26 protein-coding genes are annotated in these 23,955 nt (G+C 67.6%); 9 read left to right on the forward strand and 17 right to left on the reverse strand.

The genetic code is table 11. The features are described 5' to 3' along the window. Window positions 1–66: 66 nt before the first annotated feature. The 10 genes from EYE40_RS05825 to hrcA form a co-directional block, all read right to left on the reverse strand. Window positions 67–735, reverse strand: coding sequence for a response regulator (locus EYE40_RS05825; RefSeq protein ID WP_130981065.1), 669 nt, complete (start codon window positions 733–735; stop codon window positions 67–69). After that, window positions 732–1,910: a sensor histidine kinase gene (locus EYE40_RS05830; protein WP_130981066.1), complete on the reverse strand. Its 1,179-nt coding sequence runs from the start codon at window positions 1,908–1,910 to the stop codon at window positions 732–734. The genes EYE40_RS05825 and EYE40_RS05830 overlap by 4 nt, the downstream gene beginning before the upstream one ends. Window positions 1,911–1,998: 88 nt before the next feature. Beyond that, window positions 1,999–2,901 (reverse strand): GTPase Era, encoded by a 903-nt coding sequence (gene era / locus EYE40_RS05835; protein WP_130981067.1) that lies wholly within the window; start codon window positions 2,899–2,901, stop codon window positions 1,999–2,001. Next, the gene (locus EYE40_RS05840) at window positions 2,898–4,226 is read right to left on the reverse strand and encodes a hemolysin family protein (protein WP_130981068.1); all 1,329 of its coding nucleotides are present in this window, start codon (window positions 4,224–4,226) and stop codon (window positions 2,898–2,900) included. Before EYE40_RS05840 ends, era begins: the two co-directional genes overlap by 4 nt. A 6-nt stretch (window positions 4,227–4,232) precedes the next feature. Next, window positions 4,233–4,694, reverse strand: coding sequence for an rRNA maturation RNase YbeY (ybeY, locus tag EYE40_RS05845; RefSeq protein WP_130981069.1), 462 nt, complete (start codon window positions 4,692–4,694; stop codon window positions 4,233–4,235). Between the two features lies 1 nt (window position 4,695). Then, a complete protein-coding gene (locus tag EYE40_RS05850) occupies window positions 4,696–5,679 on the reverse strand; it encodes a PhoH family protein (protein WP_130982808.1) in 984 nt (327 codons plus the stop codon). Window positions 5,680–5,737: 58 nt separating this feature from the next. Then, window positions 5,738–6,076, reverse strand: coding sequence for a histidine triad nucleotide-binding protein (locus tag EYE40_RS05855; protein WP_130981070.1), 339 nt, complete (start codon window positions 6,074–6,076; stop codon window positions 5,738–5,740). A gap of 24 nt (window positions 6,077–6,100) precedes the next feature. Beyond that, window positions 6,101–6,829 carry a 16S rRNA (uracil(1498)-N(3))-methyltransferase gene (locus EYE40_RS05860; protein ID WP_130981071.1) on the reverse strand — a complete coding sequence of 243 codons (729 nt, stop codon included), beginning with the start codon at window positions 6,827–6,829 and terminating at the stop codon, window positions 6,101–6,103. A gap of 6 nt (window positions 6,830–6,835) precedes the next feature. Then, window positions 6,836–7,951 carry a molecular chaperone DnaJ gene (dnaJ, locus tag EYE40_RS05865; protein ID WP_130982809.1) on the reverse strand — a complete coding sequence of 372 codons (1,116 nt, stop codon included), beginning with the start codon at window positions 7,949–7,951 and terminating at the stop codon, window positions 6,836–6,838. 27 nt (window positions 7,952–7,978) lie between these two features. After that, window positions 7,979–9,010 (reverse strand): heat-inducible transcriptional repressor HrcA, encoded by a 1,032-nt coding sequence (hrcA, locus tag EYE40_RS05870; protein WP_130981072.1) that lies wholly within the window; start codon window positions 9,008–9,010, stop codon window positions 7,979–7,981. A gap of 216 nt (window positions 9,011–9,226) precedes the next feature. Between hrcA and EYE40_RS05875 the strand changes: the two genes are divergently transcribed. Both EYE40_RS05875 and EYE40_RS05880 read left to right on the forward strand, forming a co-directional pair. Further along, window positions 9,227–9,613: a DUF4870 domain-containing protein gene (locus tag EYE40_RS05875; RefSeq protein WP_130981073.1), complete on the forward strand. Its 387-nt coding sequence runs from the start codon at window positions 9,227–9,229 to the stop codon at window positions 9,611–9,613. Between the two features lie 61 nt (window positions 9,614–9,674). Further along, window positions 9,675–10,067 (forward strand): DUF4870 domain-containing protein, encoded by a 393-nt coding sequence (locus tag EYE40_RS05880; RefSeq protein WP_130981074.1) that lies wholly within the window; start codon window positions 9,675–9,677, stop codon window positions 10,065–10,067. Between the two features lie 17 nt (window positions 10,068–10,084). Here the strand turns inward: EYE40_RS05880 and hemW are convergent, their stop codons facing one another. Further along, entirely contained in the window at window positions 10,085–11,308 is a 1,224-nt protein-coding gene (hemW, locus tag EYE40_RS05885; protein ID WP_130981075.1) for a radical SAM family heme chaperone HemW, read from the reverse strand. Window positions 11,309–11,347: 39 nt separating this feature from the next. Between hemW and EYE40_RS05890 the strand changes: the two genes are divergently transcribed. Then, window positions 11,348–12,016 carry an HAD family hydrolase gene (locus tag EYE40_RS05890; RefSeq protein WP_130981076.1) on the forward strand — a complete coding sequence of 223 codons (669 nt, stop codon included), beginning with the start codon at window positions 11,348–11,350 and terminating at the stop codon, window positions 12,014–12,016. On the opposite strand, the gene EYE40_RS05895 is transcribed toward EYE40_RS05890, so the two are convergent. After that, the gene (locus EYE40_RS05895) at window positions 11,996–12,649 is read right to left on the reverse strand and encodes a DUF1990 family protein (protein WP_130981077.1); all 654 of its coding nucleotides are present in this window, start codon (window positions 12,647–12,649) and stop codon (window positions 11,996–11,998) included. The genes EYE40_RS05890 and EYE40_RS05895 overlap by 21 nt on opposite strands. Window positions 12,650–12,696: 47 nt before the next feature. On the opposite strand from EYE40_RS05895, the gene EYE40_RS05900 reads away from it, so the two are divergent. Next, window positions 12,697–13,539: an NAD-dependent epimerase/dehydratase family protein gene (locus EYE40_RS05900; protein ID WP_130981078.1), complete on the forward strand. Its 843-nt coding sequence runs from the start codon at window positions 12,697–12,699 to the stop codon at window positions 13,537–13,539. Between the two features lie 132 nt (window positions 13,540–13,671). On the opposite strand, the gene EYE40_RS05905 is transcribed toward EYE40_RS05900, so the two are convergent. After that, on the reverse strand, window positions 13,672–14,244 hold the full coding sequence (locus EYE40_RS05905) for a helix-turn-helix domain-containing protein (protein ID WP_130981079.1): 573 nt from the start codon (window positions 14,242–14,244) through the stop codon (window positions 13,672–13,674). Window positions 14,245–14,311: 67 nt separating this feature from the next. On the opposite strand from EYE40_RS05905, the gene EYE40_RS05910 reads away from it, so the two are divergent. Further along, window positions 14,312–15,229 (forward strand): NAD(P)/FAD-dependent oxidoreductase, encoded by a 918-nt coding sequence (locus tag EYE40_RS05910; protein WP_130981080.1) that lies wholly within the window; start codon window positions 14,312–14,314, stop codon window positions 15,227–15,229. A gap of 105 nt (window positions 15,230–15,334) precedes the next feature. Here the strand turns inward: EYE40_RS05910 and EYE40_RS05915 are convergent, their stop codons facing one another. From EYE40_RS05915 to EYE40_RS05930, 4 genes are read right to left on the reverse strand one after another with little or no spacing between them, the layout of a single operon-like run. Continuing rightward, a complete protein-coding gene (locus EYE40_RS05915) occupies window positions 15,335–15,844 on the reverse strand; it encodes a hypothetical protein (protein WP_130981081.1) in 510 nt (169 codons plus the stop codon). Further along, window positions 15,844–16,311, reverse strand: a complete 468-nt coding sequence (locus tag EYE40_RS05920; RefSeq protein WP_130981082.1) for a DUF1990 domain-containing protein — start codon at window positions 16,309–16,311, stop codon at window positions 15,844–15,846. The genes EYE40_RS05915 and EYE40_RS05920 overlap by 1 nt, the downstream gene beginning before the upstream one ends. Continuing rightward, the gene (lepA, locus tag EYE40_RS05925) at window positions 16,311–18,158 is read right to left on the reverse strand and encodes a translation elongation factor 4 (protein ID WP_130981083.1); all 1,848 of its coding nucleotides are present in this window, start codon (window positions 18,156–18,158) and stop codon (window positions 16,311–16,313) included. The genes EYE40_RS05920 and lepA overlap by 1 nt, the downstream gene beginning before the upstream one ends. 30 nt (window positions 18,159–18,188) lie before the next feature. Then, window positions 18,189–20,204, reverse strand: coding sequence for a transketolase family protein (locus EYE40_RS05930; RefSeq protein WP_130981084.1), 2,016 nt, complete (start codon window positions 20,202–20,204; stop codon window positions 18,189–18,191). Window positions 20,205–20,256: 52 nt separating this feature from the next. Here EYE40_RS05930 and EYE40_RS05935 point away from each other — a divergent pair, with 52 nt between their 5' ends. The 4 genes from EYE40_RS05935 to EYE40_RS05950 all read left to right on the forward strand — a co-directional run bounded on the left by EYE40_RS05935 (window position 20,257) and on the right by EYE40_RS05950 (window position 23,908). Next, window positions 20,257–21,429 carry an ROK family protein gene (locus EYE40_RS05935; protein WP_130981085.1) on the forward strand — a complete coding sequence of 391 codons (1,173 nt, stop codon included), beginning with the start codon at window positions 20,257–20,259 and terminating at the stop codon, window positions 21,427–21,429. A 96-nt stretch (window positions 21,430–21,525) separates the two neighbouring features. Then, window positions 21,526–22,002, forward strand: coding sequence for a PTS sugar transporter subunit IIA (locus EYE40_RS05940; RefSeq protein ID WP_130981086.1), 477 nt, complete (start codon window positions 21,526–21,528; stop codon window positions 22,000–22,002). Window positions 22,003–22,037: 35 nt separating this feature from the next. Continuing rightward, window positions 22,038–22,310, forward strand: coding sequence for a PTS sugar transporter subunit IIB (locus tag EYE40_RS05945; protein WP_130982810.1), 273 nt, complete (start codon window positions 22,038–22,040; stop codon window positions 22,308–22,310). Between the two features lie 53 nt (window positions 22,311–22,363). Further along, window positions 22,364–23,908, forward strand: a complete 1,545-nt coding sequence (locus EYE40_RS05950; protein WP_130981087.1) for a PTS ascorbate transporter subunit IIC — start codon at window positions 22,364–22,366, stop codon at window positions 23,906–23,908. The last annotated feature ends 47 nt before the right edge of the window (window positions 23,909–23,955 follow it).

Raw genomic sequence — 23,955 nt, forward strand, 5'->3', positions numbered from 1 at the left:
CTACGAAGACGCGGGATGACGCGAATCGGGCGCAAGTCCCCCGCCGGTAATCCAGAAGGATGATCCTCAGTCGGTCAGGCGGTTCTCGTAGGCGTAGACGACCAGCTGCACGCGGTCGCGCAGGCCGAGTTTTCCGAGCACACGGCTGATGTGGGTCTTGACGGTCGCCTCGCTCAGGAACTCGTTCCCGGCGATCTCCGCGTTGCTGAGGCCGCGCGCTGCGAGGAGGAAGATCTCGCGCTCGCGCGAGGTCAGGTGGGTGAACGCCTCGGGCTCGGTGCCGGCGCCCTGCTGCGAGTCGAAGTGCTCGAACAGCTCGCGCGTCGCCGCCGCGGCGATGACCGCGGTGCCGGAGTGCACCGTGCGGATCGCGGAGAGCAGGAACTCGGGGTCGGCGTCCTTGAGCAGGAAGCCGCTCGCTCCCCCGCGGATCGCTCGCGTGGCCGCCTCGTCGAGGTCGAAGGTGGTGAGCACAACGATGCGCGGAGCCTTTCCGCCGCGCGCTTCGGCAGCTGCGAGGATAGCCCGCGTGGACTCGATGCCGTCCATCACGGGCATGCGAATATCCATGAGGATGACGTCGGGCCGGTGCTCGGCCGCCATCGCGATGCCCTCGACACCGTTTCCTGCCTCCCCGACGAACTCGAGGTCGGGCTGGGAGGAGACGAGCATTCGGATGCCCGCACGGAACAGCGCCTGGTCATCGACGAGGCCGACGCGGATGGGAGTGCTCATGCCCTGATCTCCTGCTGGTTGGTGGGGACGGACGCTGTGACGACAAAACGCTGGCCCGTGGGCTCGGCCGTGAGCCAGCCTCCCACAAGGGCTGCGCGTTCGCGCATTCCGGCGAGGCCGTGCCCGAGGCTCACGGAGGGAACCGTGCCCTCGATGGTGTTCTCGATGGTGACGTCGACGCTCGACGGCGCCCAGTCGAAGGTCACGGTGACGGGCTTCTCGCCCTGCCCGTGGCGCAGCGCATTGGTGAGCGCCTCCTGCACGATCCGGTAGAGCGCGAGCTGCTGTCCGGTGCCGAGGTAACGGCTCTGGCCGGTCTCGGCGAAGCTGATGGTGAGTCCGGATGCGCGCATCTGGTCGAGCAGCCGGTCCAGGTCGGCGAGTACCGGCTGCGGGCCGTCGCCTTCGCTGTACCGCAGCTGGCTGAGCAGCAGGCGCACGTCGGCGAGGGCCTCGCGAGCCGTCGTGGAGATGGCGATGAGGGACTCGTCGACGGCCTCCGGGTTGGCGGCGCGTGCGTAGCGGGCTCCGTCGGCCTGGGCGACGACGACGGCGAGCGAGTGGGCGACGACGTCGTGCATGTCGCGCGCTATGCGGTTGCGCTCCTGCTCGACGATCACGACCTCTTCGGCGACCTGGCGGGCCGCGGTGCTCTCCCGGTTGCGGATGACCGCGCGAACAAGGAGGCCGAGCAGCCACGGACCGCCGAGGGCTGTCAACAGGCCTCCGAAGAGCACGGCGAACTGCAGCACGATCAGCGGAAGGTCGCTCCAGCCGAGCAGGGTGAGGGACACTCCCATGCCGGAGCCGCCGAGGGTGAGGTAGGCGGCGGCAATGAATGCACCCAGGCCCACGGACGCGAGCCCGACCCAGCGGATCACCCGGCCGCCGTAGGCGGAGGTCGTGTACAGCACCATCAGGGTCGCGACGTTGTACAGGTTGGGGTACATCCCGACAATCATCTGCAGGAGCGAGAAGAACCAGGCCATCGAGAGCGCCAGCGTGGGATTGATACGGCGCACACCGAGAGCCGCGGCGTAGCCGAGCAGCACGAAGTAGCCGGCATACCCGACCCCGGACTGGTTGCTGCCGAGCACCGCGACGCTGCAGAGCAGGTAAGCGACCGCCAGGAAGGCGTCGACCGCGTACTGGTACGGGCGCAGGACTCGGAACATACTCCAACGCTAGGTGTCCGGGCCGTCCACCGCGACGATTCGACGCGCTAATCAGCCGTCAGGCGGCAAAGATCATCCGATCGGCGTATTAGAAGCCGAGGCGCCCCAGCTGGCGGGCGTCCCGCTGCCACTCCTTGGCGACCTTGACCCGCATGGACAGGAAGACCTGCTTGCCGACGAGCTTCTCGATCTCCTTGCGGGCGCGGGCACCGACATCCTGCAGGCGCTCGCCCTGGTGTCCGATGATGATGCCCTTCTGGCTGTCGCGCTCGACGAAGAGGTTGGCGTAGATCTCGACGAGGTCCTTGTCGTCGCGATCGATCATGTCGTCGATGGTGATCGCGATCGAGTGCGGCAGTTCGTCCTGCACACCCTCGAGCGCCGCCTCGCGGATGAGCTCGCTGATGCGCGCCTCGAGTCCTTCGTCGGTGACGGCGTCTGAGGGGTAGAGGGCGGGCGACACCGGCATCAGGCCGATGAGCTGCGTCGTGAGGATGTCGAGCTGGATGTTGCTGGTCGCCGAGATCGGGATGATCGCCTCCCAGTCGTCGCGCAGCGCCGAGATCGCGAGCAGCTGCTCGGCGACGGCGGGGCGGGACGCGGCGTCGATCTTCGTAACGATGGCCACCTTCTTCGCGCGGGGGAACGAATCGAGCTGCTCGCTGATGAACCTGTCGCCAGGTCCGAGCTTCTCGTTGGCCGGCAGGCAGAGCCCGACGACATCGACGTCACCGAGGGTGGTCTGCACGATACTGTTGAGCCGCTCGCCGAGCAGGGTGCGCGGGCGGTGCATTCCGGGAGTGTCGACGAGAACGAGCTGCCCGTTGCTCTTGTGCACGATGCCCCGGATGGCGCGGCGCGTGGTCTGCGGCTTGGACGACGTGATGGCGACCTTCTCGCCCACCAGCGCGTTCGTCAGGGTCGACTTGCCCACGTTGGGGCGTCCGACAAAGGACACGAACCCCGCCCGGAACTGGATCTCGTCGGTCATGAGCTGCTCGTTTCTGTTGCGGAAGTCTTCTGGTTATCGCCGTCGGCGAAGGATGCCTGCACGTCGATGAGAGCCTGGTCGCGCTCGACGAGCACGGTGCTGAGTCGCCGGCGGCGCCCCTCCGTGCGGTCGGCGCGCAGCACGAGGCCGGAGATGGTGGCGGTCGAGCCGACGACGGGCAGGCGGCCGAGGGTCTTGGTGAGCAGGCCGCCGACCGAGTCGACCTCGTCGTCGTCGAGCTCGATGCCGAACAGGTCGCCCAGTTCGTCCACCGGCAGCCGGGCGCTCACGCGGTACTGGCCGTTTCCGAGATCCTCGTATTCGGCGACATCGTGGTCGTACTCGTCGGAGATGTCGCCGACGAGCTCTTCGATGATGTCCTCGAGCGTGACGAGGCCGGCGATGCCGCCGTACTCATCCACCACCATGGCGAGGTGGTTCGAGTCGAGCTGCATCTGGCGCAGCAGGCTGTCGGCCTTCTGCGACTCGGGCGCGAACAACGCGGGGCGGGCCAGCTCGGAGGCGGTGATCTGCTCGGCGCCGAGCGGGCGCTCGTAGTGCAGACGGGCGACGTCGCGCAGGTACAGCACACCGAGGATCTCGTCGATGTTCTCGCCGGTCACCGGCAGGCGCGACACTCCGGTGCGCAGGAACAGGCCCATGGCCGTGCCGATCGTCGCGTCGTGGTCGATAGTCACCATGTCGGTGCGCGGGATCATGATCTCGCGCGCAACGGTGTCGCTGAACTCGAAGATCGAGTGGATGAGCTCGCGGTCGTCCTCCTCGAGCACCTCGAGCTCGGTGGCCTCATCCACCATGCTCAGCAACTGCTCCTCACTGGAGAACGTCGCCGTCTTGGGGCGACCGGGCGTGACCCGGTTGCCGACGGCGACGAGGGCGTTGGCGATGGGGCCGAGGAACAGCCGGATGCCGCGGATGAGCGGCGCCGTGAAACGGATGATGGCACGCGAGTGCGCGCGTCCGACGCTGCGCGGGCTCGATCCGACGAGCACGAATGACGCGGCGGTCATGATGAGGGCGCTGAACAGCAGCGCGATCCACCAGGTATCGGGAAACGAGTAGGCGAAGGTCAGCGACACGAGCACGGCGGCCGTCGTCTCGGAGACGACGCGCATGAAGTTGATCGCGTTGAGGTGTGTGCCGACGTCGTTCGAGATGGCAAGCAGCGACCGCTTCGACTTGCTGTCGCTCGCGATGTCGACAAGATCCGTGCGGCTCAGCACCGACAGTGCTGAGTCCGCGGCGGCGAGCAGCCCACCGAAGAGCACAAGCAGCACTGCGACGGTGATGAAGACGGGGATCATGCCGAACTACCTTTTTCGCTCGGCGACGGCGAACCCGAGGAGGATGTCGCGCTGGATGCCGAACATCTCCTTCTCCTCGTCAGGCTCAGCGTGGTCGAAGCCCAGCAGGTGCAGCAGGCCGTGCGTGGTCAGCAGCAGCAGTTCGTCGAGAGTCGAGTGGCCCGCGGTCTCCGCCTGGCCGATGGCGACCTGCGGGCACAGCACGATGTCGCCGAGCAGGCCGGGAGGCGTGATCGCCTCGTCGCTGCCGGGGCGCAGTTCGTCCATCGGGAAGCTCAGCACATCGGTCGGGCCAGGCTCGTCCATCCACTGCACGTGCAGTTGCTCCATGGCGGCCTCGTCGACGAGCACAATGGCAAGCTCGGCGTCCTGGTGCACGCGCATCTCGTCGAGCGCGAAGCTCACGAGGCGCTGCAGGGTCGGTTCGTCGACCGGGATGCCGGACTCGTTGTTGATCTCTACGGACATGTCATCGTCTCCAGCGGGGCGAGGTCGGGCGAGGGGCGCGGTCGTAGTCGCGCGCCAGTTTCTCGGCATCGAAGGTGGTGTAGGCGTCGACGATCTGGCCGACGAGGGTGTGGCGCACCACATCGGCGCTGGTCAGTCGCGAGAAGTGGATGTCGTCGATCTCCGCGAGCACACGCGTCACCAACTGCAGGCCGCTCGCCCCCGCGGGCAGGTCGACCTGGGTGACGTCGCCGGTCACGACCATCTTCGAGCCGAAGCCCAGACGGGTCAGGAACATCTTCATCTGCTCGGGGCTGGTGTTCTGCGCCTCGTCGAGGATGATGAACGCATTGTTCAGGGTGCGACCGCGCATGTAGGCAAGCGGCGCGACCTCGACGGTGCCGGCCGCGAGCAGCTTCGGCACGATCTCGGGGTCCATCATCTCGTTGAGCGCGTCGTACAGCGGGCGCAGGTAGGGGTCGATCTTGTCGGTGAGGGAACCGGGCAGGAACCCGAGCCGCTCCCCCGCCTCGACGGCCGGACGCGTCAGGATGATGCGCTCGACCTCCTTGCGCTGCAGGGCCTGCACGGCCTTCGCCATGGCGAGGTAGGTCTTTCCGGTGCCGGCCGGGCCGATGCCGAAGACGATGGTGTTCTCATCGATGGCGTCGACGTAGTCCTTCTGCCCGAGGGTCTTCGGGCGCACGCTTTTGCCGCGGCTCGTCAGGATCGCCTGGCTGAGCAGCTCGGCGGGGCTGCCGGCCTTGTCGTGCAGGATCTTCGCCGATCGGGTGACCTCCGCGGGTTCGAGGTCCTGGCCGTTCTCTACCATTTGGATGAGCTCCTCGACCAGTTGCCTGGCCTCGTGTAGTTGGTCTCCGGCCTCGGTGTTGTCCGACGGGGCCGACATGGTGATTCTGTTGCCGCGCACGAGCACGGAGACGAGCGGGAACTGCTTCTCGACGGTGCGCAGCAGTCGGTCCTGAGGGCCGAGCAGTCGCACCATCGCGACACCGTCCACCTCCACGTCGATTCGGTCGAATCCGGGGATCTGGCTGCTGTCGCTACTCGGCAAGGGTGCCTTCCTGCAGTGCGCCACTCAGTACGTGAGCGTGGACGTGGAACACGGCCTGACCGGCGCTCTCACCGGAGTTGAAGATGAGACGGTACTCGCCGTTGGAGTGTTCGGCGGCCAGGTCATTGGCGACCGAGACCATCTCGGACAGCAGTGCGGGGTCGCCCCCTGCGAGCTCGGCGACGTTCGCGAACTCCTCCGTCTTGGGAACGACCAGCAGGTGCACGGGAGCCTGGGGTGCGATGTCGCGGAATGCGATGATCGCCTCGCTCTCGAAGACGATGTCCGCGGGGATCTCGCGCGCGACGATCCTGCTGAAAATTGACATGGGTACAGCTTAAACCGTCGCGAGTTACCAGCGGGTGAGTTTCGCGCTCAGCACAGCAATCGCTGCGGGACCGGCCGTCGAGGTGCGCAGAACGCCGTCCCCCAGCCGGACGAGGGATGCCCCGGCCGCGACCAGCGCGTCCAGTTCGTGCGGCGCGATGCCACCCTCGGGGCCTACGACGAGAACGACGTCGCGGTCATCCAGTTCGACGGCGGTGAGCGCCTGCTCGGCCGTCGGTTCGAGCACCAGCAGGTGCGTGTGGGCGGCCAGCTTGGCGAGCTGGTTGGTGGAGACGAGGTCGAGCACGTCGGGCAGCCACGCGCGGATCGACTGCTTGCTGGCCTCCCGCGTGATCGCGGACCAACGGTCGTGCCCCTTCGCGATCTTGCTGCCCTCCCAGCGGGAGATGGAGCGGGCGGCGGTCCACGGGATGACGGCATCCACACCGAGCTCGGTCGACACCTGCACGGCCAGCTCGTCGCGGTCGCCCTTCGCGAGCGCCTGGGCGAGCACGATCGCGGGGGCCCCGCGCGGGACATCCCGAATCTCAGCGACCTCGATCGCGAGCTCGGTGTGCTCGGCGGTCACGATGGGGCCGGTCGCGACGAGACCGCGGCCGTTGCCGATCGAGACGGTCTCGCCGACCGCGAGGCGGCTCACCGTGACGGCATGCCTGGCTTCGGGGCCGTCGATGCTCACGCGGTCGCCGACGGCGGCACTCTCGATGAGTTCGTTGAGGTAGAAGTGGGCCATAGGAAGCTAGACGTGCAGGAACCGATCGCGCAGCTTCGCGAAGAGTCCCTGCTGGAACTCGGCGAGCTGCGGCGCTTTGGCCTTGTAGGTGCCGGCGAACTGGCGCAGCAGCTCCTGCTCCCTGGCGTTCAGCTTGGTCGGGGTCAGAACCTGCACACCGATCTTCAGGTCGCCGCGTCCGTTGCCGCGCAGACGCGAGATGCCGCGCTCCTTGAGGGTCACGACCTCGGCGCTCTGCGTGCCGGGCTTGAGTTCGAGCTCGATCGGGCCGTCGAGCCCGGGGAACTTCGCTGTGGTGCCCAGCACGGCGTCGGCCATGCTGATCTCAAGGGTCGCGAGCAGGTCGTCGCCGTTACGGCTGAAGATGTCGTTGTGCTTGACCTTGATCTCGAGGAACAGGTCGCCGTGCGGGCCGCCGGCCGGGCCGATCTCGCCCTGGCCGGGAAGCTGCAGGCGCAGGCCGGTGTCGACGCCGGCGGGGATGTCTACGGTCATCTTGCGGGTCGCGCGAACGCGGCCCTGTCCCGCACAGGTCGGGCAGGGGCTCGGGATGACGGTACCGAACCCGCGGCAGGTGCCACACGGGCTCGACGTCATGATGTTGCCCAGGAGGCTGCGCACGGCGCGCTGGATCTGGCCGGAACCGTGGCAGATGTCGCACACCACTGCGCGCGTGCCGGGAGCGCAGCAGGAACCCTCGCAGGCCTCGCACAGCACGGCCGTCGCGACCTCGAGGTCGCGCTTGGTGCCGAAGATGACCTCGTCGAGGTCGACATCGACACGAAGCAGGGCGTCGCCGCCACGCTCCTTGCGGGATCGGGGGGCTGCACCGCTGCCGCCGCTTCCGGGGGCCGCTGCGCCGAAGAACGCTTCGAAGATGTCGCCGAAGCCTGCCGCACCGCCGCCGCCGAAGCCGGGGTTGGGTCCGAGGTCGTACTCCTCGCGCTGGCGCGCGTCGCTCAGCACGTCGTAGGCGTGCGTGACCGACTTGAAGCGGTCGGATGCGTCCTCACTCGGGTTCACGTCGGGGTGGAACTCGCGCGCGAGACGGCGATACGCCTTTTTGATCTCGTCAGCCGTCGCGGTTCGTTCGACACCGAGTGTCTCGTAGTGGTCTGCCACGTTATCCGTCATTCCTCAGGTTGTAGTTCAGTCTTCGCCCAGCAGGCGGGTCAGGTAGCGCGCTACCGCCCGCACTGCCGCCATGTTGTTCGAATAATCCATTCGCGTCGGCCCGAGCACACCGAGCCTCGCGATAGCTGTTCCGGATGCACCGTAGCCATGAGTCAGCACGGAGGTCTCCCCCAGGCCGAACTCCGCGTTCTCACGACCGATGCTCACCGCGACACCGTGCTGGTCGTTCTTGTCGCTGCCGACCTCTCCGAAGAGCCGGAGCAGGGTGACCTGCTCCTCAATCGCCTCCAACACAGGGTAGATGCTTCCGCTGAAGTCTTCCTCCGTGCGCACGAGGTTCGCGGCACCCGCCATGACTAGTCGGTCCTGCCTATTCTCGGCAGCCTGCTCGACGAGGCTCGAGACGATGCGCTCGACGACCGGACGCTGCTGCGGCCCGAACTGCTGCGGCATCGCCGCTAGAGCGGTTGCCGCGTCGGCGAGACCGAGGCCGCCGATTCCCGCATTCAGTCGGGTGCGGAGCGTGGTGAGCAGTTCGCCGTCGAGGTCGGCGGGAAGGTCGATGTTGCGCTGCTCGACGCGCCCCGTGTCGGTGATGAACACCGACATGAGCTTGCGCGGGGCGAGCGGCACCAGCTCGACGTGACGCACCTTGGAGCGTGTGAGCGAGGGGTACTGCACCAGGGCGACCTGGTGGGTGAGCTGCGAGAGCAGTCGAACGGTGCGGGCGAGTACGTCATCCAGGTCGACAGACTGGCCGAGGAACGTCTCGATCGCGGTGCGCTGCGCGCTGGTCAGCGGCCGAAGGTCGGCCAGCTGGTCGACGAAGACGCGATAGCCCTTGTCGGTGGGCACCCGGCCGGACGACGTGTGGGGCGCGACGATCAGCTCTTCCTCCTCGAGGAGGGCCATATCGTTGCGGATCGTCGCGGCCGAGACGCCGAAGGAGTGGCGCTCGACGATCGACTTGGACCCGACGGGCTCGCGCGAGGCGACGTAATCCTGAACAATCACTCGAAGGACTTCGAGGCTGCGGTCGGAAACCATGCTGCACCCGCCCTTCGCCGCTAGCACTCCATAAGCCTGACTGCCAATTGTATCGCGACACACCCCCTCGCAGGCGTTGCACGCACGGTAATCCAAGCGCTACCTTGTCTCTGTGCGTTTCGGTCGCCCCATTTGGGGGCCAGCGCGTTCGTCAACCCGACATCGTCACCGAGCGGTTCGGTACCCCACAACGTTCCACCTGAAAGGCATCACATCATGACTGCTCCCACTCCTCCCGCAGCTGCGGCACCCCTGACCACGGCCGAGGACAACCAGTGGGCGTCCTTCGCGCACCTGGGCGGCATCCTCAGCTTCCTGCCCTCGCTCATCATCTGGCTGGTCTTCAAGGACCGCGGCGCCTTCACCAACCAGGAGGCCAAGGAGGCGCTGAACTTCCAGATCACCGTCGCCATCGGCCATGTCGCGATCTTCATCGTGAACTCGGTGCTCACCGCGGTCACCCTGGGCATCTGGGGCTTCATCGGCTGGATCCTGCCGCTCGCCCTGTTCGTCGTCCAGGTCATCTTCTCCATCCAGGGCTTCCTCAAGGCGAAGGACGGCATCGCCTACCGCTACCCGTTCGCGATCCGTTTCATCAAGTAACTTCTCGACACTTCGAGGGCCGGGATCACATCGATCCCGGCCTTCGGGCTTTAATGGGGGCATGTCAACGACACCTCCGCCCTACCAGCCGCCCGCCCAGCCGCCGTTTCAGCCCGCGCCGGTGCAGCCCATGAGCCCCGCCGACGAACGCCTCTGGGCGACCCTCGTGCACGTCGGCGCCCTGCTCTTCGGTGGTTGGCCGGCCCTCATCGGCTACCTTGTGCTGAAGGACCGCGGACCCTTCGTCAACGCGCACACCAAGACGGCGCTCAACTTCCAGATCACCATGCTGCTCGCCTCGCTCGTCGGCTGCGTGCTCATGCTGGTCATCATCGGCTTCTTCGTGGTGATCGCCGTCGGCATCGTCATCATCGTGTTCAGCATCATCGCCGCCATAGCCGCGAACAAGGGCGAGTTCTACACGTACCCGCTCACGATCGAATTCATCAAATAAGCGCAGTCATCACGTAGTCAGTCAGTCAGCCGTCGTACGACGGCGTCCGCCAGCAGCCGGCCGCGCAGGGTCAGTTCCACGGTTCCGCGCAGGGCGGCTGCCGCGTTGACCAGTTCGTCGGCGATCAGCCCCGCCACCGCCGTGCGACCGGATGCACTCAACTCGGCGATCGGCAGTCCCTCGCGAATCCGCGTGCGCAGGAGCACGGTCTCCGTGGCTCGGGTCGCTGCATCGAGAGTCTCGCGGCCCGCTGCCGGGGAGACCCCGGAAAGAATCCGCTCCGCGTAGGCGGCCGGGTGCTTGACGTTCCACCAGCGCACCCCGCCCACGTGGCTGTGCGCGCCGGGGCCGACGCCCCACCAGTCATGGCCCTGCCAATAGGAGAGGTTGTGCTGCGAACGCTGCTCGGCCGCACGCGCCCAGTTCGACACCTCGTACCACTCGTAACCGGCCTCGGCGAGCAGGGAATCGGCCAGCTCGTACATGTCCGCCGCGAGATCGTCATCCGGCATCGCCACCTCGCCGCGCCGGATCTGGCGCGCGAGCTTGGTGCCGTCCTCGACGATGAGGGCGTAGGCCGACAGGTGGTCGGGCTGCTGGGCGAGCGCGCGGTCAAGCGAGGTGCGCCAGTCGGCGAGGGTCTCCCCCGGCGTGCCGTAGATGAGGTCGAGGCTGACGGCGAGGCCGGCCTCGCGCGCCCAGGCCACAACGAGCGGAATGCGCTCGGGGTCGTGGGTGCGCTCGAGGGTCGCGAGAACGTGCGGAACGGCGGACTGCATCCCGAAGCTGACGCGGGTGAAGCCGGCTGCCCTGAGGGCCAGCAGGTACTCGAGGTCGACGGAGTCGGGGTTCGCCTCGGTCGTCACCTCGGCGCCCGGTTCGAGGCCCCACGTCTCGACCACGCTGGCGAGCATCGCCGCAAGGTCGGTGACCGGCAGCAGGGTCGGCGTACCTCCGCCGAAGAAGACCGTGGATGCCGCACGCGCAGGCAGTCCGGACGCCGCAAGCGCCGCCGCGCCCAACTCGACCTCGGCGATCGCCTGTCCGGCGTAGTCGCTGCGCTTGGCGCCGCGGAGTTCCTCGCTCGTGTACGTGTTGAAGTCGCAGTAGCCGCAGCGCACCCGACAGAACGGCACGTGCAGGTAGACGCCGAACCTCCTGTCGCCGGCGCCCTCGAGCACGCTCGCGGGCAGAAGGCCGTCGGCGGGTGCCGGATCGGCGAGAGGGAGGGCGGAGGGCATCCGTCAATTCTCCCACCCCCTGTCTGTCACCATGGACGGGTGAACTTCATACTCTGGGACGTCGACGGAACGCTGGTCTACAACGGGGCCGACGCCGGCAACCTGTACCACGACGCACTCGAGATCGTCGTCGGGCGTCCGCTCGGAGACCGCCTGCCCGGTACCCACGGCAAGACCGACGGGCAGATCATCACCGAGAACCTGAGCCATTTCGATCTCGACCCGGCCCTGCACCCGCTCGTCGTCGACCAGCTCGACGAGCTGTCGCGGCTGCGGCACGATGCCGGCAACCACCGCGAACTCTGCCCGGGGGTCGCCTCGGCCCTGGCCGCTGTCTCTGCCGGCGGCTGGACCAGCGGTCTGCTCACCGGCAACTCCGCGGCCCGAGCGCGGTACAAGGTGACCGGCGCGGGACTCTCCGCCGATCTCTTCGACTGGGAGCACTCCTACTTCGGCGAGCGGGATCCGCTGCGCACCGACCTGACCCGGCGCGCCCGCGCCGAGCTGCCCGATGCGCGCATCGTAATCATCGGCGACACCCCGAACGACGGGCTCGCGGCGGATGCTGCGGGCATGGAGTTCCTGGCCGTGGGCACCGGCGCCTTCTCCCTCGACGATCTGCGGGCCACCAGCGCGCGGGTCGTCGTGGCCGACCTCGCCACCGGGCTGCCCGGGATCCTCGAAGCGCTAGGAGATGGGACCCGCTAGCGCACGCTCGTAGCGGCGCGTGTAGAACGCCTGCGAGAGCCGCAGCACCGGGTAGCCGAGCCAGAAGAACCAGTTCGCGGGTCGGGAGAACGCAGTGATGCGCAGCCAGACGGAATCGTCGGGGTCACGCTCGACGATGAACCCCTCCTCTCCGTTCTCGGGATGCCCGGGCAGCGTGCCGTACGCGAAACCCTTGCGATCCGGCTCGTCCAGGACGTAGACCACCCGCGCGGGCGCCGACACCCGGAACGGCCCGAAGGGGATGCGCAGAATGGCGGTGTCGCCGGGGATCACGAAGGCCGTGCCATCCGGACCGAACATCGTCTCGGCAGGCGCGCCGATCGCGGCGGGCTCGACCGGCTCACCGCTCTCGTCGAAGGAGACGGGCCGGTAGCTCAGCTCGACGACCTCGCGCGGCGCCTGGAGCACATCCACCCGAAAGCCGCTCAGACGCTGGATGCCCCAGCTCATCGCCGTCGTCCAGGCCCAGTCGAACCGCTCATCGCCGTGTCCGATACGCACGCGGCGCTCGAGCGGACGGTAGCCGGTGGGCGGGAACTCGAGAAGGTCCTTCGCCTGGGTCGCGCCTACCGCCGCGTAGGTCACGGGACGCTGCCAGGGTTCGAGGGTCATGGGCTAATCGTAGGTTGCGCCGGGCCGCCGCCTGACACACTGGGGACATGGACTCCCTCTCGATAGCGGTCACCGGCGGTAATGGCAAACTCGGACAGGCGGTCGTGGCGGACCTCCGCGCGCACGGTCACTCCGTGGTGGTCCTCGACTCGCAGGGTGCCCATGAGGACGGATTTGTGCGCACCGACCTCACCGATTACGGCCAGGTCATCGACGCCCTGCACGGCGTCAATGACCAGCACACCGGGCTGGACGCGGTTGTGCACCTGGGAGCGATTCCCGCCCCTGGCCTGGCGCCCGACTCGGCGGTGTTCCAGAACAACATGGCAGCGACGTTCAACGTGTTCCAGGGGGCCAGGCGCGCGGGCATCCAGCGCATCGTCTATGCGTCGAGCGAGACGGTGCTCGGGCTGCCGTTCTCCGTGGCACCGCCGTACATCCCGGTGGACGAGGAATACGACACCCGGCCCGAGTCGGTCTACTCGCTCGTGAAGCACCTCGAGGAGGAGATGGCGCGCAAGCTGGTGCGCTGGGATCCCGCGCTGTCGATCAGCGCGCTGCGGTTCTCGAACGTGATGGCCCCTTCCGACTATTCAGGATTCTCGTCGTTCACGACCTCATCCCGTCAGTGGAACCTGTGGGGCTACATCGACGCTCGGGATGGCGCGCAGGCCGTGCGTCTCGCGCTCACCGCCGCCCAGCCGGGCTTCGAGGCGTTCATCATCGCGGCGGCCGACACGGTCTCTCCCCTGCCGTCGGCTTCACTGGTTGCCGACAGTTTTCCTGAAGTTCCGTTCACGCCGACACCGGGATCACACGATACCCTGCTCTCCATCGACAAGGCCCGCCGCCTGCTGGGCTACGCGCCGGAGTACAGCTGGCGCGACTGACCGCCGGCGTCTCCCGTCGGACTCCCCGCGGTGGGTTTCGAAAATTCAGGGCTTTGGTCGCCGAGGTGCTCACAGGGACTGATTACACCCTCGCCGCGACGAGATCCCTGAGTTTCCAACACCGCTGCGAGGCTAGGACTTTCGGGTAGACGCGCGCACGTGCATCTCCTCGCCCTGCGGGCCGTAGAGGCTGAGGAACTCGACGGCGTTCTGGTCCGCCCGCCAGACCCAGTGCGGCGTGTGGGTATCGAACTCGGCGGCCTCCCCCGCGCCCAGGATGAGGTCGTGCTCGCCGAGCACGAGGCGCAGCCGCCCGCGGATGACGTACATCCACTCGTGACCGGGGTGCGTCTTGAGCTCGGGCACGCGGTCCAGCGGACCGGCCTGGATCATGTGCTTAAAGGCCTGCATCCCTGTCGCACCCTTGCCGAGCGGCAGGATCGTCTGCCCGAACTTCGTGATGGGTCGCGGGTGTATCCGCGGATCCCCGGTCGCCGGCGCCCCCACCAGCCCGTCGAGCGGCACCCCGTACAGGCTCGCGAGCGGGAGCAGCAGCTCCAGCGTGGGTTTGCGCTGGCCCGACTCAAGCCGCGAGAGGGTGCTCACCGAGATGCCGGTTTCGGCGGCGACACCCGCGAGCGTGAGACCGCGCTGCGTGCGGGTCACCTTGAGTCGCGGTCCGACCGCGGCAAGAACGTCATCCATAGCTCTCAGTTTGCCACTTCGGCAAGAGAGCTTGCTGGTTCTGGACGCCCCGGCGCACGATCAAGGAATGAACAACTTCGACGTCATCATCTTCGGGGGCGGGGCCGCCGGGCTCGCCGCCGCCACGGCCCTCGGCCGTTTCCGCCGCTCCGTGCTCGTCATCGACGGCGGTCAGCCGCGCAATGCGCCCGCAGACGGGGTGCACAACTTTCTCACTCGGGACGGCATCGACCCGCGCGAGCTGCAGCGGATCGGACGCGAGCAGGCGGCCGAGTACGGCGTGCAATTTCTCGACGCCGCAGTGACAGCGGTGCGACCCGGCTTCTCGGTGGATGCCGGCGACACCTTCACAACGCCTCGCCTCGTGCTCGCCACGGGCGTGACCGACGACTTGCCCGACATCCCCGGGCTCGCCGACCGCTGGGGACGCGACGCCATCCACTGCCCGTACTGCCACGGCTGGGAGGTGCGCGATCGCACGATCGGCATCCTCGGCACGCACACGATGGTCGCGCACCAGGCGGTCATGTTCCGCGAGCTCAGCGACGACGTGACCGTCTACCTCGATCCGGCGATCACGCTCTCCGCCGACGATGCCGCCCTGTTCGCTGCACGCGGCATCCGGGTCGTGCACGGCGCCGTCGCCTCGCTCGATGTGCGGGATGACGCACTCACCTCGATCACCCTCGCCGATGGCTCCCGGCACGCCGTCGAGGCTCTCGCCGTGGCATCCCGGATGTCCCCGCGTGCCGACATGGTCGCCGGGCTCGGCCTGCTCCCCGTGGAGCATCCCCGCGGGCTCGGCACGCACATTCCCGTGGACGAGTTCGGGGCGACCTCCGTCGCGGGCATCTGGGCCGCGGGCAACGTCTCCGACCCGATGGCACAAGTGGTGACGTCAGCCGCCCAGGGACTCATGGTCGGCGCCGCCGTCAACTCCGACATCATCGCGCAGCACAACGCGACCGCGCTGGCCCGCCCCTGACCCCGGGCCTTTCGGAAATTCAGGGCTTTGGTCGCAGAACTCACCACGGGAAAGGTTTCAGGCGGATGGCGGTGCCAAAGCCCTGAATTTCCACAACCCCCACGCTCAGAGGAGGCGGTCGAGGGCTGGGAGCTGCGAGGGCACGTAGGGGTCGCGTCCGGCCGGGAGCTCGGACCAGGCCAGTAGGGCGAGCCTGCCCTTCACGAAGTGCAGCTGCAGGGATCCCGCCGAGTCGCCCTCGGTGCGCACCTTGCGGTCGACGAGGTGGACGCCGTCGGGCACCTCCGGAGCCTCGTCGACGACCTCGATGGTGAAGCACACGTGTGATCCGGCGTGGGCGAGACCGGCGTGCCGAGCGGTTCGCAGTTGAACGAGAGCTTCCTCGCGGCCGCCGGGCATCCTATCGATGAGGGCGAACAGCAGGTTGCGCTCCTGCAGCGTCAGCGCGCGCGGCTGACGCGGCTGGGCCTTGTACTCCCCGACCTGCTGCGCTGTGGCCGCGTGCACGGCCGGGTCGAGCGCCTTGCGCCACACCCGGGCACGCCGAAATGCCCCGACGATTGTTTCGCCGATCGCGTGAAAGAAGATCTCCCCGATCAGGTCAATAATCCACATCAGGACGATTCCATGACGCGACCGTAGCGCCGCACGAAGAACGCCTGCGCGAGCCGAAGCGGCCAAGCGACAAGACGCCACGCGCCGACCGGCCGGGAGATGGAGCGATTCACGAACCACAGCCGGCCCAGGGAGTCCGTCTCCAGCAGGAACGCCTCCTCGCCTGCCAGAGGATGTCCCACAAGAGTCTCGTAGCCGAAGCCGGCAGAAGTGACCCACGCCACCCGAACCGGCTCGCGCACGGGCCCGAGCCGCACCTCAAGAACGTCGCCGACCGCGACCGGCGCCGAGGAGGAGACGCGGAACCCCGCGCGGGTCTTGATACCCCAGGTCATGAGCACGGGCAGCGCATCCTCGAATGAACAGGTCAGGAGTGTGCGGCGTGAAACGAGCCGGTAGCCGGGCGGAGCCGGTGCCTCGGAGAGGGTAATGCCGGCGAACGGAAAGTTGGCCGCCGGAACCGTCACTACTTCTTCTTCGCCTCGGTGTCGCCGGTCAGCGCTGCGACGAACGCCTCCTGCGGAACCTCGACGCGTCCGACCATCTTCATGCGCTTCTTGCCCTCCTTCTGCTTCTCGAGGAGCTTGCGCTTGCGGGTGATGTCACCGCCGTAGCACTTGGCGAGAACGTCCTTGCGCATTGCGGAGATGCTCTCGCGGGCGATGATGCGTGCGCCGATGGCTGCCTGGATCGGCACCTCGAACTGCTGGCGCGGGATGAGCTTTTTGAGTCGCTCGGTCATCAGGACTCCGTAGGCGTACGCCTTTTCCCGGTGCACGATCGCGCTGAACGCGTCGACGGCCTCACCCTGCAGCAGGATATCGACCTTCACGAGGTCAGCAGCCTGGTCGCCGATCGGCTCGTAATCCAGTGAGGCGTAGCCAGCGGTCTTGCTCTTCAGCTGGTCGAAGAAGTCGAACACGATCTCGCCGAGCGGCATCGTGTAGTGCAGTTCGACGCGGTCCTCGCCGACGTACTCCATGCCCTGCATGGTGCCGCGGCGGCCCTGGCACAGCTCCATAACGGTTCCGACGAAGTCCTTGGGGAGCAGGATGGACGCCTTGACGACCGGCTCGCGCACCTCGGCGATCTTGCCGCCCGGGAACTCGCTCGGGTTGGTGACGGTCACGGTCTTCTTGTCGTCGGTGGTGACCTCGTAGATCACGGACGGCGCCGTGGCGATCAGGTCGATGCCGAACTCGCGCTCGAGGCGCTCAGTGATGATCTCGAGGTGCAGCAGGCCGAGGAAGCCGCAGCGGAACCCGAAGCCGAGCGCGACGGACGTCTCGGGCTCGTAGACAAGTGCGGCATCCGACAGCTTGAGCTTGTCGAGCGCCTCGCGCAGCAGCGGGTAGTCGCTGCCATCGATCGGGTAGAGCCCCGAGAACACCATCGGCATGGGCTCGGAGTAGCCCTTGAGCGCGACGGTCGCGGGCTTCGCGAACGAGGTGACCGTGTCGCCGACTTTGGAGAGGCGCACGTCCTTCACACCGGTGATCAGGTAGCCGACCTCGCCGACGCCGAGACCCTTGGTGGGCGTCGGTTCGGGCGCGCTGACACCGATCTCGAGCACCTCGTGGGCGCTCTTGGTGCTCATCATCATGATCTTCTCGCGCGGGTTGATCTTTCCGTCGATCATGCGCACGTAGGTGATCACGCCCCGGTAGGCGTCGTAGACCGAGTCGAAGATCATCGCGCGGGCGGGCGCGTTCGCATCCCCGACGGGCGGCGGGATGAGACGGGTCGCCTGGTCGAGAAGCTCCGGTACGCCTACCCCGGTCTTGCCCGAGACGAGCAGGATGTCTTCGGGCTTGCACCCGATGAGCCCGACGATCTCTTTGATGTACTTCTCGGGGTCGGCTGCCGGCAGGTCGATCTTGTTGAGCACGGGGATGATCGTGAGGTCGTTCTCGAGCGCGAGGTACAGGTTCGCGAGCGTCTGGGCCTCTATGCCCTGCGCGGCGTCGACGAGCAGGATCGCACCCTCACACGCGGCGAGCGAGCGAGACACCTCGTAGGTGAAGTCGACGTGCCCGGGGGTGTCGATCATGTTCAGCGCGTAGGTCTTGCCGTCGAGCTCCCAGGGCATACGAACGGCCTGGCTCTTGATGGTGATGCCGCGCTCGCGCTCGATGTCCATGCGGTCGAGGTATTGCGCGCGCATGTCGCGGTCGCTCACCACTCCCGTGATCTGGAGCATACGGTCGGCAAGGGTCGACTTGCCGTGATCGATGTGGGCGATGATGCAGAAGTTGCGGATGAACGCCGGATCGGTGGAGGCAGGCTCGAGGGCTGTGTTTGCGCGGGGAGACATTTGTCGGCAATTCTCCCACGAACCGAGGCCTTAGGTGCGCGCGAGGGTGCTGCGGGCGGCCGCGAGCACCGCATCCACGGTGATTCCGCGCAGCGCGAGGATCTCCGGACCGCTCCCCGACTCACCGAATGCCTCGACTCCGATGACCTCGCCACGTGTTCCGGCGAACCGCCACCAGCCGTCGCTGCGTCCCGCCTCGACCGCGACGCGCGCGGTGAGGGATGACGGCAGCACCGACTCCCGGTACTCGTCGGAGGCCTCCACGAACCATTCGACCGAGGGCATCGAGATGACCCGCACGGCGACATCCGCCAACTGGGAACCCGCTTCGATCGCGAGCGAGACCTCGCTGCCGGTCGCGATTATCGCGAGCTCATCGCCCGCCCCGCTCTGCCAGGCGACGTAGCCGCCGTTCGCGACCCCCACGTCGATGTTGTCGCGCGCACCCAGAACGGGCACGTCCTGTCGACCGAGAATGAGCGCGGTCGGTCCGGCCGGCCGCGACACGAGGCGTCGCCACACGGCGAGCACCTCGGCGGCGTCAGCAGGGCGAACGACATCGAGCCCGGGCACGATGCGCAGCGACGCGACCTGCTCGACAGGCTGGTGGGTCGGGCCGTCCTCGCCGACCGCGACCGAGTCGTGGGTGAAGACGTAGACCACGGGCACCTGCATCAGTGCCGCCAACCGGATGCTCGGCCGCATGTAATCGCTGAACACCAGGTACGTCGATCCGAACGGCCGCCACGGCCCGTGCAGCGCGATTCCGGTGAGTATCGCGGCCATCGCGTGCTCGCGAATGCCAAAACGCACGAACTCGCCGCCGGGATTATCCGCCGAGACGGCCGAGCCCGGCACGGCGACGTTCGTGGAACCCGCGAGGTCGGCGGAGCCGCCCCACCAGGTGCGGAGATCCGCGAGGGCCGTGATCACGGCGCCGTTGGTCTTGCGGGTGGCGACGGGGCTGCCCGGAGCGGCAAGCGCAACCGAATCGATCGCGGCGAGCTGCGCCGCGGCATCCGCACCCGCACGGAAGGCGAGCCAGGCGTCGGCGCCGTCCCAGCGGGCGAGCTGCTCGCGCCATGCCCGCTCGAGCGCGACCCCACGATCGAGCGCAAGCCGGGTGTACGCAAGCACCTCGTCGGACACGAGGTCCTTGAGCGGGGCGTCGGCCGCAAAGCCGAGCGCGACCTTGACCGCAGCGACCTCTTCGGCCCCGAACCCGCCCGAGTGCGCGGCGGAGGTGCCGGAGAAGCGGACCGAGGGAGCACCGATGACCGAGCGGAGCGCGACGAAGGTGGGTCGCCCGTCCGACTCTCGGGCAGAGCGCAGCACACTCTCGATGAGCTCCGTGTCGGTAGCGTCGTCGATTTCGAGCACCCGCCAGCCATAGGCACGGTAGCGGGCGCGCACGTCCTCGCTGAACGCCTCGACGCTACCGCTGTCGATAGTGATGCTGTTGTCGTCCCAGATGAGCACAAGGTTGTCGAGGCCGAGCGTGCCTGCGAGGCTCGAGGCCTCCCCCGAGACGCCCTCCTGCAGGCAGCCGTCGCCCGCGACGACCCAGATGGTCTGGTCGAGCATGCCCGTGTCGCCCGCGAACAGAGCCGCCTCACGGCGTGCGGCGAGCGCCATGCCCACCGCCGAAGCGACGCCCTGGCCGAGAGGACCGGTGCTCATGTCGACGCCGGGTGTGTGGCCGCGTTCGGGGTGCCCGGGGGTGAGCGAGCCCAGCTTGCGGCTCGCCGCGATGTCGTCGAGGGTGAGGCCGTAGCCGGTGAGGAAAAGCTGCACGTAGAGCAGCAGGCTCGCGTGACCGGCGCTCAGCACGAAGCGGTCGCGCACGGCCCAGTCGGGGTTCGCGGGGTTGTGGCGCAGCACGCGCGAGAACAACACGTGCGACAGTGGTGCGAGCGCCATGGCCGTTCCGGCGTGTCCATGCCCCTTCGCCTCCACGACGTGTGCTGGAATCGCGGTCGCAGCGGCGATCGCGCGCGACTCGAGTCGAGGGTCGGATTCTTGTGAACGACGGTGTTCGATAGCCATGTTGCTCACTTTGGTATACAAATGTACTTAAGTCAATCGAAGGAGATCCGACATGGCGCACGTTCTGTCGACCGGCTCGGGCGTGGTGCTCGAACTCATCCGGTCGGGCGCCGCGACGACGCGAACCGACCTCATCGAGGAGCTCGGCTGGTCGCGTATCACCCTCGCCCGCCGGCTCGACGAGCTGCTCGCCGCATCCATCATCGTGATCGCCGGCCAGCGTGACTCGCAGGGCGGACGTCCGGCCGAGCATTTCGCTGTCAACAAGGATGCCGGTCTGCTGCTCGGCATCGATGTCGGCGGCTCGCACACCCGGGTCGGTGTCACCGATCTCGTCTCCACCGTGCTCATCGAGGATGAGGCGGACATCGGCCTCGCCGACGGACCCGAAGACATCTTCAAGTGGGCCATCCAGGTCTTCGACCACCTGCTGCTGCAGCTCGGCAAGACCCGCGCCGACGTGCGGGGCGTCGGGGTCGGCGTTCCGGGACCGGTCGACGCGACGACGGGCCGCCTCGCCTCCCCGCAGATCAACGCCGAGTGGCAGGGCATCCTCGTCAAGGACTACTTCCCCGACGACTTCACCGCCGTGTTCGCGGTCGACCGCGACGTGAACATCGTGGCGATCGGCGAATCCCGTCTCGGCTGGCCGGAGTACCGGGACATCACCGTGCTCAAGCTCGGGCTCGGCATCGGCTGCGGACTGGTGCTCGACGGGCAGATTTATCGGGGAGCGCGAGGCGGCGCCGGGGACTTCGCGCACTTCTCCCGCGGCGGCGACGAGCCGTGCACCTGCGGCAGGCAGGGCTGCCTCGAGGCGATCGCGAGCGGGTACTACATCCGTCGCGAACTGATCGCGCGCGGCTACCCGGTGCGCACAAGCGCCGACATCGTTGCCCTCGCCGCGAGGGGCAATAAGGATGCGCTCGAGCTCCTCACCGCCGCTGGGGCCGAGATCGGCGACGCGCTCGTCGATGTCGTGGGGATACTCAACCCCGCGGTGGTGGTGCTCGGCGGCAACCTATCCCAGGCCGGCGAGCCCTTCGTCGGGGCCATCCGGCGAGCGCTGTTGGCGAAGTCGCGGGACTTCTCGGGCCAGGGCCTCATCGTGGCGTCGAGTCGCCTCGGGCAGAAGGCGGGGGTGCTCGGCGCATCCCTCATCGCACAGGACGCCCTCTTCGAGGCGGACCGGATCAGCCGACTCACCCGCCAAACGGCACGCTGAGACACTTTGGCTCACATGTGGTCAAAAGTCCTGTTGTCGGTATAGGCTCGGGCGAAGGCGGCACTGACGCGGCCGGAAAGCCCAAGGAGATTCCGAATGCCTGAAGCCGCTGAGACGAGCAACGCTCTCGATGCCGCCCTCTCGGAGAGCTCCATTTCCGTTGCCGCCTCCGCCCCCGACTGGCGCGGCGCCGTCACCCTCGCGGGCGATGCACTCGTCGCCGGCGGCGTCACCACCGCGGCCTACACGGCCGAGATGATCGCCGCGATCGACGAGCTCGGACCCTACGTGGTCATCGCGCCCGGCCTTGCCCTCGCCCACTCCCGCCCGTCCCCCGCTGTGCTGCGCGCGGGCCTCAGCTGGATCTCGCTGACCGAGCCCGTGCCCTTCGGCCACCCGAGCAACGACCCGGTGTCCCTCGTCATTGGCCTGGCCGCACCCGACCACGACGGACACCTCGAAGTGATGTCCGCACTTGCCGGTGTGCTGTCGGATGACGCGGCTCTCGCCCGCCTGAAGGCCGCGAGCTCGCCCGCCGACCTCAAGACCCTGCTCAGCCAGCTGAGCGCTTGATAGTCCCACCCTCGAGAAAGGTACCCACCATGAGCATCAAGATCGTCGCCGTCTGTGGAATGGGGATCGGCACGTCCGTTCTCCTCAAGATGAACACCGAGAAGGTGCTGCGCTCCCTCGGAGTGGATGCCGACGTGGAGGCTGCCGACATCGGCGTCGCGCGCGGCATGGCCCGTGACGCGCAGATCGTGCTGACCTCCGAGGAGTTCGTGCCCGAGATCGGCGAGATCGACGCCGAAGTCATCGTGATCAACAACTTCTTCGACCTCGACGAGATCACCGAGAAGCTCAAGATCGCCCTCGACTAGACCGTACGTCCACCCATCAACCCGAAACACCCAGACAGAAGGAGCACCCCACAATGGAGTGGTTAGTTGTTGTACTCGACTTCATCGGCAAGCAGATCCTCAATGTTCCGGCGTATCTCGTCGGAATCATCACCGCGATCGGACTCATCGCCCTCAAGCGGCCCGCCGGAAACGTCATCGGCGGCGGCCTCAAGGCGGCGCTCGGCTTCCTGATCCTCGGGGCGGGCGCCGGCGTCGTCGTCGCTTCGCTCAACCCGCTCGGCAACCTGATCCTTGCGGTCACGGGCGCCCAGGGCGTCATCCCGACCAATGAGGTCATCACGGCACTCGCGGCCGAGCAGTACGGGGCGACCAGCGCCTACGTGCTCGTCGTCGGGTTCATCGTGATGCTGCTCCTCGCGCGGTTCACGCCGCTCAAGTACGTGTTCCTCACCGGTCACCACATGGTGTTCATGTCGATCCTGCTGGCGGTTGTGCTCTCGGTCGGCTTCGGTGACAACCTCAGCTGGCTCGTCATCCTCGTCGGTGGTGGCCTGCTCGGCGTGATCATGGTCGTGATGCCCGCGTTCGCCCACCCGTGGACGAAGCGCATCACCGGCGATGACAGCATCGCGATCGGCCACTTCGGAACCCTCGGCTACATCGCCGCTGGCGCCGCGGGCCAGGCCGTCGGTGGCACGAGCCAGTCGACCGAGAAGATCAACTTCCCGCAGGGCCTCAAGTTCCTGCGCGACTCCATGGTAGCGACCTCGGTCTCGATGGTGCTGATCTACATGGTCTTCGCCATTTGGGGACTGTTCTCACTACCGATGGAGCAGGCACTCGCCGTCTTCGGATCCCCCGACGCGGGCGCCTACATCATGGCCGCGTTCGCTCAGGCACTGCAGTTCGGTGTCGGTGTCGCGATCATCCTCTACGGAGTGCGCACGGTGCTCGGTGAGCTCGTCCCCGCCTTCCAGGGCATCGCCGAGAAGGTGGTTCCGGGCGCCAAGCCCGCGCTCGACATCCCGCTCGTGTTCCCCTTCGCCGCCAACGCCGTGCTCATCGGCTTCCTGGCGTCCTTCGTCGGTGGCCTGATCAGCCTCGGCGTGCTCGCGATCTGGCTCGGCCCCGTCTTCGGGCTCGCGCTGATCCTGCCCGGGATGGTGCCCCACTTCTTCACGGGTGGTGGCGCCGGCGTCTACGGCAACGCGACCGGCGGCCGCAAGGGTGCCGTGCTCGGCGGCTTCGTCAACGGCGTGCTCATCACGATCCTGCCCGCGATCCTGCTGCTGGTTCTCGGTGGCCTCGGCTTCGCGAACAGCACCTTCGGCGACGCGGACTTCGGCTGGTTCGGAACCCTCATCGGTGTGAGCCTGCTGAGCGGCAACGTCGCGGTCGGTGTGGTGCTCACGATCGTCATCGGCGTGATCCTCGTGGTCGCCGCGTCCATCTTCCAGGTGCGCGTCGTCAACAAGGGCTGGTTGCCCGGCGCCAAGCGCGCGGCGTTCATCGAGAAGTACGACGCGGACGAGAAGGCGACACTCAAGGCGGAGAAGGATGCGGCGAAGGCTGCAGCAGTCCCCGCCTCGACTCCGGCTTCACCCTCGGCCGAATAGCCCTCCCCGTGGACGGGGTCGCGACTTCGGTCGCGGCCCCGTTCTCG

The sequence above is a fragment of the Glaciihabitans arcticus genome (assembly GCF_004310685.1).
In the GTDB taxonomy this organism is placed as follows: Bacteria; Actinomycetota; Actinomycetes; order Actinomycetales; family Microbacteriaceae; genus Conyzicola; species Conyzicola arctica.

Bases quoted from the DNA above. Each gene is read 5' to 3' on its own strand.
- EYE40_RS05825 (WP_130981065.1), bottom strand. From the start codon at position 735: ATGAGCACTCCCATCCGCGTCGGCCTCGTCGATGACCAGGCGCTGTTC.
- EYE40_RS05830 (WP_130981066.1), bottom strand. From the start codon at position 1,910: ATGTTCCGAGTCCTGCGCCCGTACCAGTACGCGGTCGACGCCTTCCTG.
- era (WP_130981067.1), bottom strand. From the start codon at position 2,901: ATGACCGACGAGATCCAGTTCCGGGCGGGGTTCGTGTCCTTTGTCGGA.
- EYE40_RS05840 (WP_130981068.1), bottom strand. From the start codon at position 4,226: ATGATCCCCGTCTTCATCACCGTCGCAGTGCTGCTTGTGCTCTTCGGT.
- ybeY (WP_130981069.1), bottom strand. From the start codon at position 4,694: ATGTCCGTAGAGATCAACAACGAGTCCGGCATCCCGGTCGACGAACCG.
- EYE40_RS05850 (WP_130982808.1), bottom strand. From the start codon at position 5,679: ATGGTGCGACTGCTCGGCCCTCAGGACCGACTGCTGCGCACCGTCGAG.
- EYE40_RS05855 (WP_130981070.1), bottom strand. From the start codon at position 6,076: ATGTCAATTTTCAGCAGGATCGTCGCGCGCGAGATCCCCGCGGACATC.
- EYE40_RS05860 (WP_130981071.1), bottom strand. From the start codon at position 6,829: ATGGCCCACTTCTACCTCAACGAACTCATCGAGAGTGCCGCCGTCGGC.
- hrcA (WP_130981072.1), bottom strand. From the start codon at position 9,010: ATGGTTTCCGACCGCAGCCTCGAAGTCCTTCGAGTGATTGTTCAGGAT.
- EYE40_RS05875 (WP_130981073.1), top strand. From the start codon at position 9,227: ATGACTGCTCCCACTCCTCCCGCAGCTGCGGCACCCCTGACCACGGCC.
- EYE40_RS05880 (WP_130981074.1), top strand. From the start codon at position 9,675: ATGTCAACGACACCTCCGCCCTACCAGCCGCCCGCCCAGCCGCCGTTT.
- hemW (WP_130981075.1), bottom strand. From the start codon at position 11,308: ATGCCCTCCGCCCTCCCTCTCGCCGATCCGGCACCCGCCGACGGCCTT.
- EYE40_RS05895 (WP_130981077.1), bottom strand. From the start codon at position 12,649: ATGACCCTCGAACCCTGGCAGCGTCCCGTGACCTACGCGGCGGTAGGC.
- EYE40_RS05900 (WP_130981078.1), top strand. From the start codon at position 12,697: ATGGACTCCCTCTCGATAGCGGTCACCGGCGGTAATGGCAAACTCGGA.
- EYE40_RS05905 (WP_130981079.1), bottom strand. From the start codon at position 14,244: ATGGATGACGTTCTTGCCGCGGTCGGACCGCGACTCAAGGTGACCCGC.
- EYE40_RS05910 (WP_130981080.1), top strand. From the start codon at position 14,312: ATGAACAACTTCGACGTCATCATCTTCGGGGGCGGGGCCGCCGGGCTC.
- EYE40_RS05915 (WP_130981081.1), bottom strand. From the start codon at position 15,844: ATGTGGATTATTGACCTGATCGGGGAGATCTTCTTTCACGCGATCGGC.
- lepA (WP_130981083.1), bottom strand. From the start codon at position 18,158: ATGTCTCCCCGCGCAAACACAGCCCTCGAGCCTGCCTCCACCGATCCG.
- EYE40_RS05930 (WP_130981084.1), bottom strand. From the start codon at position 20,204: ATGGCTATCGAACACCGTCGTTCACAAGAATCCGACCCTCGACTCGAG.
- EYE40_RS05935 (WP_130981085.1), top strand. From the start codon at position 20,257: ATGGCGCACGTTCTGTCGACCGGCTCGGGCGTGGTGCTCGAACTCATC.
- EYE40_RS05940 (WP_130981086.1), top strand. From the start codon at position 21,526: ATGCCTGAAGCCGCTGAGACGAGCAACGCTCTCGATGCCGCCCTCTCG.
- EYE40_RS05950 (WP_130981087.1), top strand. From the start codon at position 22,364: ATGGAGTGGTTAGTTGTTGTACTCGACTTCATCGGCAAGCAGATCCTC.